General features: G+C 47.3%; 11 protein-coding genes and 1 pseudogene. 5 read left to right on the top strand and 7 right to left on the bottom strand.

Annotated elements, in window-relative coordinates; all coding sequences use genetic code 11:
• Positions 1-15: 15 nt before the first annotated feature.
• Entirely contained in the window at positions 16-951 is a 936-nt protein-coding gene (locus U2F10_RS18000) for an IS5 family transposase (protein WP_499870216.1), read from the bottom strand.
• Between the two features lie 470 nt (positions 952-1,421).
• On the opposite strand from U2F10_RS18000, the gene U2F10_RS17995 reads away from it, so the two are divergent.
• Entirely contained in the window at positions 1,422-1,724 is a 303-nt protein-coding gene (locus U2F10_RS17995) for a hypothetical protein (RefSeq protein WP_499872937.1), read from the top strand.
• A gap of 14 nt (positions 1,725-1,738) precedes the next feature.
• Here U2F10_RS17995 and U2F10_RS17990 read toward each other — a convergent pair.
• Positions 1,739-2,324, bottom strand: a pseudogene (locus U2F10_RS17990) (IS1 family transposase); the annotation flags it as partial.
• Between the two features lie 328 nt (positions 2,325-2,652).
• The gene (locus tag U2F10_RS17985) at positions 2,653-3,555 is read right to left on the bottom strand and encodes an FG-GAP repeat domain-containing protein (RefSeq protein WP_499872936.1); all 903 of its coding nucleotides are present in this window, start codon (positions 3,553-3,555) and stop codon (positions 2,653-2,655) included.
• 186 nt (positions 3,556-3,741) lie between these two features.
• On the opposite strand from U2F10_RS17985, the gene U2F10_RS17980 reads away from it, so the two are divergent.
• Positions 3,742-4,662, top strand: coding sequence for an isopenicillin N synthase family dioxygenase (locus U2F10_RS17980; protein WP_499872935.1), 921 nt, complete (start codon positions 3,742-3,744; stop codon positions 4,660-4,662).
• 85 nt (positions 4,663-4,747) lie between these two features.
• Positions 4,748-5,683, top strand: a complete 936-nt coding sequence (locus U2F10_RS17975) for an FTR1 family iron permease (protein WP_499872934.1) — start codon at positions 4,748-4,750, stop codon at positions 5,681-5,683.
• 215 nt (positions 5,684-5,898) lie between these two features.
• Here U2F10_RS17975 and U2F10_RS17970 read toward each other — a convergent pair whose 3' ends face one another.
• The 3 genes from U2F10_RS17970 to efp all read right to left on the bottom strand — a co-directional run bounded on the left by U2F10_RS17970 (position 5,899) and on the right by efp (position 7,921).
• Complete coding sequence (locus U2F10_RS17970; protein WP_163665415.1) at positions 5,899-6,261, bottom strand: hypothetical protein; 363 nt, start codon at positions 6,259-6,261, stop codon at positions 5,899-5,901.
• Between the two features lie 477 nt (positions 6,262-6,738).
• Positions 6,739-7,239 carry an acetyl-CoA carboxylase biotin carboxyl carrier protein gene (gene accB, locus U2F10_RS17965; RefSeq protein ID WP_163696838.1) on the bottom strand — a complete coding sequence of 167 codons (501 nt, stop codon included), beginning with the start codon at positions 7,237-7,239 and terminating at the stop codon, positions 6,739-6,741.
• 124 nt (positions 7,240-7,363) lie between these two features.
• The gene (efp, locus tag U2F10_RS17960; protein ID WP_163665419.1) at positions 7,364-7,921 is read right to left on the bottom strand and encodes an elongation factor P; all 558 of its coding nucleotides are present in this window, start codon (positions 7,919-7,921) and stop codon (positions 7,364-7,366) included.
• Between the two features lie 213 nt (positions 7,922-8,134).
• Between efp and U2F10_RS17955 the strand changes: the two genes are divergently transcribed.
• Positions 8,135-9,274, top strand: a complete 1,140-nt coding sequence (locus U2F10_RS17955) for a peptidylprolyl isomerase (protein WP_163696840.1) — start codon at positions 8,135-8,137, stop codon at positions 9,272-9,274.
• Positions 9,271-10,275, top strand: coding sequence for a thiamine-phosphate kinase (gene thiL, locus U2F10_RS17950; protein ID WP_499872933.1), 1,005 nt, complete (start codon positions 9,271-9,273; stop codon positions 10,273-10,275). The genes U2F10_RS17955 and thiL overlap by 4 nt, the downstream gene beginning before the upstream one ends.
• A gap of 103 nt (positions 10,276-10,378) precedes the next feature.
• Here thiL and U2F10_RS17945 read toward each other — a convergent pair whose 3' ends face one another.
• Complete coding sequence (locus tag U2F10_RS17945; protein WP_163665423.1) at positions 10,379-11,308, bottom strand: cobalamin-binding protein; 930 nt, start codon at positions 11,306-11,308, stop codon at positions 10,379-10,381.
• Between the last annotated feature and the right edge of the window lie 133 nt (positions 11,309-11,441).

Raw genomic sequence — 11,441 nt, 5'->3', positions numbered from 1 at the left:
TCTAGGATATCGATCTTAGGCTTCAATAGGATAGCTATCGGGCATTCCTAAGTGGGTGAACTGATTGAGAATAGAACATTCCAACAGTAATTCTGTCGTTTGATTTTCAATCCCTCGTGCAGACACCTCACCTGTGAACATAGTTTTGAGTCGATACATCATGGTTTCACTCAAAGACCGTCGATGATAGTTTATCTCTTCTTTCCAGGTAGACCGTCCCTGTTTGCGAATCGCTCGTAAGTTTTCATCTCGTGGATGCGGGGCCTGTTTGCGATTGCCATGAAACCAAATTTTGGCATCTTTGCGAGGGGGAATCGCTGCCGTTGCATCACGCTCATCAATGGCGTCATAGCAGTAGGTGCGGTCATACGCCCCATCGGCACTCACTTGGTCAATCTCATCGGGAATTTGGTCGAGGATGTCCGGGAGTATCTCGCCATCAGTGATGGCGTTCGAAGTCACTACGGCAGCCAGAATCTCTCCGGTTTGCTCATCGACACCCAAATGGAGTTTGAGCCAAGTGCGACGTTTGCTCACCCCATGCTGCCGGGTTTTCCATTCCCCGTCTCCGTACACTTTAATGCCCGTACTATCAACCACCACATGACGACTGCCAGAGGTCGGCTGAATCGGTAAATCAATCGGTAATGTCTGTTGACGACGTGACAATGTTGTATGCACCGGTAAGTCTACCGATACATCCATCAGTTCAAAGATAGACCCTGCAAAGCCAATGGTTTGACGTAAGGCCAGTCCATAGAGCACTTTGAAGGTCAAGAGTGTTTGGATGGCTAAATCGCTATAGTCTTTCGATGCCCCTGGTTTACCAGTCTTTTGAGTGTTTTTCCACTCGGCAATCACCTCATCACTGAGCCATAACGTCAGACTTCCTCGCTTTACCAGAGCAGCGTTATACTCAGACCAGTTGCGGAGTTTGTAGGTGCGTTTCATCGGTACCGTGTTTGTGTGGTAACTACACTTTACCGGCACCTACGGCTCCGCAACTTCTTTATTCACGCACCAAAGCCTGAACATATTTCAAGACTTTAGCAAGAGTAAGTTGAAATTACACTACACTGAAATATTTAGATCCACAAAAATGCTAATAACAAGGCTCTGGTCAGCATCGGAGGTTGCCATCATGAGAGTTGTGTTCAGACAAGACTAAAGATCAAGAGAGCCGCACTTAAACACCTGTTTGCTAGGAGATCTTACAACAATGCCAGGAATATTTGAATCAGCCCTTTTTAAGTGGGTTCTCAAGCCTGTAATTAGCACTGTTTTGGGAGTTGCGTACCCTACGGTTAAAGAAGCAGAGCCTGGGATAGCTTACTTCATGTTCTTTATATCGATCATGTTTGCTATTTGGCTCATGATCGATATCACTATCCTGATTTTTAGATTAACTTGAGGCTCAACACATGAAAAAGCTAAAGTCTCCTGGTGAAAAAAAGTTTTTCCGTGCTGGATACACTGTAGCTATAGGCCTTTTAGCTTACCTTATCTCTAGTGAGCTGAGTTTAGGTAAAGTGACTGATATGTTCCATATAGTATCTCTGATTGTTGTCGCTACTGGACTTCTTCAATTCTCTTTCTTCTTCTTGACGCTAGCTAAATCTGCTCCCACCAACAAATCTCCTAATTCTCGATCTTTTTTAGATCCCCCGATCCAAGCGCAATCACAAAGTCTTGGAGAAGATATCAATTCCAGTGGGGAACAGTAGGTAATAAGGTAGTCCTAAACGGGTAAGGATGCATTGTAATGGTGAATGAAGTACCAGATAGCCCCAATGTGATTCTCTAACTTTTTGGAGAACGACAAGATTTTTCTAACTAGTCGGGACACTCGTTGTCTCAAGGTACAGTTGAATCGCTCAAGTTGAATCGCTCAATATGACTGGTTTGCCCGGTTTCTTTACCTACGGCTCGATGTCGCTTGCTTTGCAAAATGGTCCCATACGCCTCCCAAACGTCGGTATAGCAGACAGCACACTGACAATAGACAGACGGTATCGATTGCCAGAGCGCTTTGGCCCCTTCGCGGCTGCGGTCTCCCACATGCATGCCCACGATCTCACGGGTCTCTCGGTTAATCGCCAACCAAATCCACTGTTTGTTGCCTTGATTGCCCACCAATGACCACGCCTCATCACACTCTAGGGTTAGCCGCCCCTTTTTACCTTGCTCACCTTTGTCTAGCGGGGGACTCGCTGATATTTGGCATTCACGTATTGCTGTAACCAAGGTTCTGAGACATCCACCACTCGAGCAATCCCAGCTAATGGAAATTTTTCGAGTAACAGTTTATCAATCAGGGCTTTCGTCGCAGGGAGAATTCATTTAAGAAAGGAAAGAATTGTTGGAATGTCATGAGCTAAGAATCGCCTAGCTTTGGTCAAAGAATAATAGCCACATAATCAGGGGTCATTGCTCAACTGGGTTGAAAGAGAGATAAACTGAGATTACGCAAAGACGTTTCCACAGGATCACCCACCTTTAGATCATGACTCTATGAGTATGGCGCAATCCTTTACATAAGATATGAAATCCGAATTCAGTACCCCCGCGCCCTTGGTGGACGAGCTCGTAGGGGTAATGCCTTGTGCTTACCCCGGAATATCAAATGCTTGCAATGAAAAACCGTTAGCCAGATTAGCGATCGCTAATCGGCAATCCATCCTCACCCAAATAACCGATTTCAATTAAAAATGCCCGTAATGCTGTCGGGAAATCCGGATGTGTACCCACCTGTTCCCCCTCCTCATAGATTTGTAACCCCCAGGTAGCCTCACGATCATAGTTGTCGAGCATAAACTGCCAGGCAGCATCAAAATCTTCATTTAGCACAGCATGTTGAGCCACATAGCTAGCCAACAAACTGTTAGAAACATAATCATCCTCTTCTCGAACTCTCACAAAGACGCTTTGAAAAGTCTCTATTTGTTCTCGAATTTGCTCTGGAAATTGTCGTGTAGTATCTACCAGTTCCCCATCTCGATAGGTGAAAAACATCACCGGTGGGAATGACTCAGCGTAACTGCCAAACCTGTAGAGAAACGCCTGATGAGGCACAGCCATTTCCACATAGCCATCACCGTTAACATCTGCAATATCAGGACCTATCCCATCTAGATAACCAGTCTCTACACTGGCAAATGCTTCACCTGTCCAGCGGTGAATTGTTGTATTCGTACAGCAATGGGCACCCCCAGAATAGTTACGCACAATAATTTCTTCGGTGCCGTCGCTATCTAAATCTTGCAACTGAAACTCAGCAAATGTCCAAGCTAAGGTATCCACAGCCTCTTGCTCTTCACCCTCATAAAGCAGCTGATAGCTCAAATTATTCTCATCCTGCTCATCCATTTCACTGTGGTGGGTGTAGCTAACTCGCACTCCAATATCGCGCCCTGTCAGCTGTAGATTTTCAAAAGATGACGTATCGTAATTCAAACGTAGTGTGGACTGAGCTTTGACTGATGAGGTTAGGCCGAATAAACTAACCCCTAACACGCCAATGCTCAATAGACCTAATAGGTTGAGTCGCTGTTTCATAGCTAAATGTTCTATGTTTCTGGCGCAATATCTATCGCCAGGCTATATTTCCCCACATTAGACTTCATTACCTAAGAGCCTTTTTCCTAGAATTTATTCTGACCTTTATAGTTAAGCGTCCTAGCCGGGTGGGCAGTGCTCACCCTCTATGCTTTTACTCTGTGCCCTTCTGCCTTCTCCGTTTTTATGACCACCGCCATCCTGCCTGCCTTAGACCGACAAACGTTCCTCCATGGTTCACCTGGCCAACAGCAGGAATTCGTCCTCGCCTTGGGCCAAGCGTTAGAAACTGTGGGCTTTTTTGCTCTAGAAAACCATGGCATTGAGGGCAGTTTAATTAAATCTGCCTATGGTGCGGCAGCTAATTTCTTTACACTGCCAGAAGCGACTAAACAAAACTACGAACGACCAGACATTAATCAACAGCGTGGTTTTACTCGCTTTGGTCAAGAACATGCAAAAGATAGCGATGCCCCTGATCTCAAAGAGTTCTGGCATGTGGGGCGCGAAGCAGAACTGGCAAACCCCTGGCCCCAAGAAGTACCGACATTTCAGCCGTTAATGTCAGCGCTATATCGAGAGCTAGAAGCCTGCGCAGCTGACTTATTAAAAGCCTGTGCCCTTTATCTAGACTTGCCCGCAAACTTCTTTGATGAAGAGGCTAGGCAAGGAAAAAGCATTTTACGAATACTGCACTACCCACCATTGTCAGAGCCTATCCCTCCCAAAAGTCTGAGGGCGGCTCCCCATGAGGACATTAATCTGATCACCCTGCTATGTGAATCCACCGAACCTGGCTTGGAACTCTTGCAAGCAGACGGCAGCTGGCTTGCCATTGAGTTCTTGCCAGGTCAAATTATTGTGGATACTGGAGATATGCTGCAGGCCTTGAGTAATGGCGTGTTCAAAAGCACAACGCATCGAGTGGTCAATATGGATGGTCGAGATCGTCGTTTTTCTCTGCCATTCTTTATGCATCCACGACCAGACTTTGATCTCACACCGCTCCCCAATTGCATCAAACGCACAGGCGGCACACCTAAGTTTCCCACCCAAACAGCCGGGCAATATCTACAGCAACGCCTTCAGGAAATAGGATTAGCCTGACAGTACAATCAGGCATGGGCAGATTACAGCAACACGGCATAATAGATACCATCCAAGCTTTATGCTCAACATTTTCCACTACCCCATGGACATTGCCTCCGCTATACCAGTCGCTATCGTCACCCTGCGTGAAGGCGTAGAAGCCGCACTAGTGGTCGGGATTGTATTAGCCTGCCTGAATAAGGCTGGCAAAATGGACCTAAATCAATGGGTTTTTGGAGGCGTGGCCGCTGGGATAATAGGCAGCATTTTAATAGGCTCATTTTTAGGCTTAGGACTGCAGCAGGTGCAGTATGTTATGCCCAATGCTGAAGCTCTATTGAAACCGATCCTGGGCATTCTGTTTGGCAGTATCGCCATTATTATGCTGAGCTGGATGCTGCTGTGGATGACCCGCCAGGCCAGAACCCTTAAAACAGAGATTAATCAAACTGTCACCAATGCCCTTGGCAATGAATCTGCAGGTCTCAGTATTTTTAGTTTGGTTTGTATCGCGGTATTAAGAGAAGGATTTGAAACAGTTTTATTTTTGTTTACCCAATCCCAAACATTAACTGACAACTTATTAGGAGTTGTTATGGGGCTGTTGGGAGCAACATTCATTGGCTTTGGATTATTTAAATGGGGCATTCGCATTAACTTGAAGCTGTTTTTTCAAGTTATGGGTGTATTGCTGTTGTTCATTATCTCAGGCCTGGTAGTTTCAGTTTTCCGCAACATCGATATTACCTTTGCCACTATTAGTCAATTCAACAGCTTATCGGTTGACCTCTGTCTTGGGTTTCAACAGTCTTGTGTATTGGGGCCTCAAATCTGGAACACTAGCCAAATCTTGCCAGATAAAGAATTTCCAGGCGTTGTTTTGAAAGTGCTGCTGGGTTATCGAGATCGCATCTACCTATTACAGTTACTCGCCTATGTATTGTTCTGGCTAGTCATAGGTAGCCGCTATTTCCGCACTCTCAATCAGCCAACTAATTCAAAAAACTCTCACACTACATCAGTTTCTCCATCAGCTTGAGAAGAAACCTAGCACAAAACATTTTCCAAATAACCATTAAGCATAAACAAGGTTTGAGCTTCAGGTCTTTAGAGGTAGTTGAAAAAAACCAAAGCTCAAACCAATTCACTTCACAATTGCTGATTTAGGGGATGAACCGAGCTAGAGCCATTACTGCTAAAGGTCATCCCGATGATCAGCAATACCTTTACTTCTCTCCTTAGAAGGTCCTAAAGCTATTGTTCAGAGTCACTTTGGTCTAATAATCGCTCAAATCGATCCTTCGACCAGCGATCTGTCGCGTAGGAAATAGCACTAATCTCAGCTAAACGAATCAGCCACACCGTCCGTTGATAAGGATCATCTGGTAATTCATCATCCTCATAACCTTCTGCGACATCCACATCTACGACTTCCACGTAGTCACTATCTAAATAAATAGGAATGCCGACTAATCGTGTGCCTGGCATTCGAAACCAGACTTCACTACCACTGTGGAGAGCTTCTTCTAAGCGTTTGTAGAGCCGTGTTTGTTTCGGAGCTTTGCAGGCGCGGGACTCTGATTCACGTTGAATGAGCTGTCGAGGGGTATCTTGCATGCTTCTCTCCTTTTGATCAATACACAATGCCGTACACGTACCACCTGTTTGTTTAACGACGGTTGTTAAACCCATTTAACTAAGCGGCTTTAGAGCTGGACATCTGGCATATCTCTACCGAGGGCACACCTCCTTCTTGAACGAAAAACTAATTGAATAGAGCTAGTTTAGTGGCTTGCCTAAGGCATAAACTAAGTACCTGCAATAGACCGGCATCTGTGTAAAGAATGCCCAAGTCTACTAAAGGCAGAACCTTTCTAGGTAGTCTACATCATAGCAATCCAGACAAGTAGGCAGAAAATCAAGAGATTTCCCCATACACCTTAGACAAATTATTAAGTTACTGTGTGCAAAAATATTTCTATAAACTGTTCGGTTGTTAAGAAGCACACCACCGGTAAAGCCAACCCAGAGGTCAGCAACGCCCATGATTATTAAAAACCCTATCCAGGTGCTGTGCGTCCCACCCCCCGCCGATTAACTCTGCTTTACTCGCATCAGGGGCTGACCAAACTCAACCGGTTCAGCGTTCTGAACTAAGATTTCTACAATCTCACCAGATACTTCAGCTTCCAGTTCGTTCATCAGCTTCATCGCTTCAATGATGCAAACTGTTTGACCGGGTTTGATGCGATCGCCTGTGTCGACAAACGGAGACTCATCAGGAGCTGGAGAACGATAAAAGGTGCCCACCATGGGAGACGTAATCTCATACAAATCGGATGGACTAGACACAGGTGGTGCAGCGGGCTCTGTAGCAGCAGCACCTGTAGCAGGTGGCGATGCCATCATTGGTGCAACGGACGGTATAGCAGCAGCAGATACAGTAGCATCCGAAGACAGTACCACCGATTGACTGGGAGCAGTCGCTTTACGCAGGGTGAGCTCAAACTGAGGATTTTTAAGCGTCAGCTCAGCAATATCCGTTTGATCGAGAGCGGCAACTAGCTGACGAAGCTCACTAAAATCCAAATCCACTATGTACACTCCAAATAAACGATTAGAGACGCCTAACCCACAGAACCTAACTAAGGCAATCTAGCATTGAAATAGACACAAAAATTGCAAAACCTAACCATAGGGCACTGAGCACCCCCCAAACCTATTCTCGACCGAGATAGGAATCATTACGAGTGTCAATCTTGATGCGTTCACCAATTGAGATAAACAGAGGTACCATCACCTGGGCACCGGTTTCAACTTTTGCAGGCTTGGTACCGCCAGTCGCTGTATCCCCTTTCACACCAGGATCCGTTTCTGTCACTTCTAAAACGACCGAGTTCGGCAAATCCACCTCCAAAACCTGGCCATTCCAGCGCAGAACGGTAACCTCCATTTCTTCCTTGAGATACTTCACCTGAGTCCCAATCTGCTCTGCCGAGAGCTGGGCTTCATCATAGGTTTCCATATCCATAAACACGTACTGCTCACCATCGCGATAGGTGTGCTGCATCACGCTTTTTTCCAAAATAGCCTGAGGAACGGTCTCCCCAGCGCGAAAGGTACGCTCAACAACGCTACCCGATTGCACATTTTTCAGCTTAGTGCGTACAAATGCTGCCCCTTTCCCAGGTTTTACGTGGAGAAACTCCACCACTCGCCACACGGAGCCATCAAGTTCAATGCTAGTGCCGGTACGAAAATCGTTACTAGAAATCATGGTGCTGGCAGACAGTAGGTTAGTTGATAGTCAGGGGTTGATAGTCGGCCCTTATTGTACAGCCCAGTGGTCATTTCCCCGTACGGTTGAATAGTATGGCCAATGCAGTCGGGGGTACAAGACGTTTAGCTCCCTAACAGGAACTATCTGAGACGAGCCACACTATGGCAAGATCGTAAAGGTTTGTCACGCCGTTGTCGTTAATTTACAACTATGGCTCGTTTTCAATACAGCTTTCAGGCCGCTCTTGCGGGTCTTTTAGGCGTCGGTTTTAGTTTTTTCCTCAGCATGGGTTGGTTTTTAGTGCCGTCTGCCCAGGCTGGTCCCATCCCTTCAGTAGCCTTACCAGTTGCTTATCTACCCCCTGGTGATGCCATTACTGACCCTAATGCTCTATTACGCTATGCCCTACCCATTGATAGTCCTGAGATTCGAAAGGTTCAGGATAAGTTAGAAGGTTTGAACTATGCATTACGTACAAAACAGTGGGGCCGAGCAAAGCGGGATATTTACCAATCGTCAAAGCTAATTCATCGTAAGCGTGCGGCCATTGTCGAAGCAATTCCTGAAGAGCGGCGCTCCATGGCTGACCCGTTGCTGGAAAAGATGGATAGTCAACTGGAAGTAATGGAGAAGGCGGTCAAAACCAAGGACTTAGAAACCCTGTGGGCAAGTCGACGAGTCACCCTCAATACCATCGGTGACCTGGAATACTTAATGGTGAAGGGCTTTCCCTACGAAGTACCGACCGAGTATGACAACCTTCCTCAATTGAAAGGTCGCGCCACCATCGAATTTAAGACCAATGAAGGCCCCGTAATCGTAGTTGTTGACGGTTACAGTGCACCCATTACTGCGGGCAACTTCGTGGACTTGGTGAAGCGGGGTTTTTATGACGGCATGACCTTTGACCGAGCTGAAGAAAACTATGTGTTACAAACGGGTGACCCAGACGGTCCTGAAGCTGGGTTTATTGATCCAAAAACCCAGAAATATCGTGCTATTCCGCTAGAAATTTTGGTGGAAGGTGATGAAAAACCCACCTATGGAGCCACACTGGAAGAACTAGGACGTTTTCTAGAGAAGCCTGTACTACCGTTTAACTCGTTTGGTGCCCTGGCCATGGCCCGTCCTGAGTCTGAGCCAGATGGAGGATCGTCCCAATTCTTTTTCTTCTTATTTGAGCCAGAGTTAACACCCGCCGGGCTCAATCTGCTGGATGGTCGCTATGCGGTATTTGGCTACACCATTGAAGGACAGGATGCCCTGGATCACATGGGCCGCCAGGGCGGCAAAATCATCTCCGCTAAGGTGGTGAATGGTTTAGATAATTTGGTTGAACCAAAGGTTTGAGCACCGCTGGCATCACCCTTGCTCAACTAGGTGAGCACGAAATCCTCAAACGGCTGCGTCAGTATTGCGCAGCCGTCGTTGGTGATGACGGTGCTGTGCAGTCGTTACCGGCTGGTGAACAGCTAGTGGTTACCTCAGATGTCTTAATTGAGGGGGTACATTTTTGCGATCGCACCCTATCCCCCAATGCCCTCGGCTGGCGGGCTGTCGCCGTTAACCTGTCGGACCTGGCAGCCATGGGTGCCAGGTCCATGGGCATCACTATCGGCCTCACCCTACCGCCAGCTACATCTTGGGGCTGGGTCGAAGCGCTATATGAGGGGATGCATAACTGTTTAGAAAAATACGGCGGTGCCATTATCGGTGGCGACCTCTGCCGAGGCAACCAGCGCAGTTTAGCCATTACCGCCTTAGGTATCGTCCCCCAGCATCAAGCTATTTATCGCAGTCGCGCCCAAGTCAACCAAACCCTTGTGACTACCGGTATTCATGGGGCCTCCCGTGCAGGCTTAGCCCTACTGTTAGATGAACTAGATGAACTCAAGGGATCAGGCTCGGCAGCCCAGTCATGGATTAAAGCCCACCAACGACCTGTGCCCAGGTTTGACGCGATCGCAGCCCTACACTTACAGCTACAAGATTTCGGCAATATCGCTGCCATGGACACCAGCGACGGTCTGGCAGACGCTGTCATTCAAATCTGCCATCAGAGTCAGGTGGGGGCAAAAGTTTTGCGATCGCAGCTACCGATTCCCCCTGGTTTAACCGAAGCAGTCGGGCAATCGACCGCCGAAAACTGGACCCTTTACGGCGGCGAAGATTTTGAGCTGGTGCTGAGCCTACCACCAGATATTGCCAAGGCTTTTGTCAACAAACTACCTGGCAGTCAGATTATTGGTCAGACCACTACGGCCAATGAAATTCGACTCATTGACGATGTGAACCATGGGCCTAATATTCGATTGGATCAAGGGCAGGGATATCAGCACTTTAGTACTTAGTTCCTAGTTATTGGTTATTAGTTGATTGCCGCAATTAGGCTAATACTTAACAAACAGCAACTAACGAATAACCAAGGACCAATAACAAATACCTCTTGCGACCCTAATAAATTTTCCACGCCTTCATCGCATACCCAAAGGAACACTCATCCGGGTGCAGAATCTCCGCCAAAATCTCCAGAGAATCCACTAAACGGGGTCCCGGTCGATTGAAGTATTGATTGCCATCCACCAAAAAGATACGGCCATCTTTAACCGCTTTTAGATTTTGCCAGGAAGACATTTGGGTAAGTTGATCCACCGATTGACGGCCCTGTTGCAGATCGTAACCGCAGGGCATCACCACTAATATATCTGGCTCAGCCGCATTGAGATCGTCCCAAGGCAGCCAGGGAGAATGACGCCCCACTTTCCCAAATAAAGGATGACCACCCGCCATGGACACTAATTCTGGCACCCAGTTGCCTGCCCCCATCAACGGATCGGTCCACTCTAGACAGGCAACGGTGGGTTGGGGTAACTTGGCTGGCACCTTTGCCAAGCACTCCTGGAGTCGCCCCTGGAGTTGCGCAATGGTGAGATCTGCGATCGCATCTCCATTGTTTGCATCTAATGATGTTGCCACCCGCCGGAGATCGTCCCACAGGTCGGCTAAGATTTGAGGCTTTAAAGAAATAATTTCAGGCTGGGGATCAATGATCTGGGCAACCGCCTTTTTCACATCGGACAGACTGGCAGCACAAACCTCACATTGGTCTTGGGTCAAAATGTGTGTGGGACGCAGCTCCTGTAGCCTCTCCACATTGACGTTATAGACACTCAGCCCTCGATGCAGCAGTTCGCTGACCCGGTCATGAATTTCTTGGCTTTTGCCAGTGGGATCAAAACTCGGGGACGTACACACTGGCAATTTCTGCACCTCCGGCGGAAAGTCACAGGCATGGGAACGACCCACCAGTGACTCTCCAAATCCTAGGTGGATAACAATTTCTGTAGCGCTGGGAATTAGCGAAACGATGCGAAGCTCAGACATGGCAGCGCGTTGGTAAAACAATTAGCTTTTGAAAAGCTACAAGGAGAATCAATGTATCGGGTGGGGTGATGGAATATGAAGGCATCTAATCATTGTCCTTATATTCCTACACTCAGGTTATATCAGCTCTAAC

This window comes from Leptothoe sp. EHU-05/26/07-4 (genome assembly GCF_043421015.1).
In the GTDB taxonomy this organism is placed as follows: domain Bacteria; phylum Cyanobacteriota; class Cyanobacteriia; order Phormidesmidales; family Phormidesmidaceae; genus Leptothoe; species Leptothoe turfae.
Note: the sequence above shows the minus strand (reverse complement) of the source record. Positions and strands in the feature narration are given on the sequence as shown.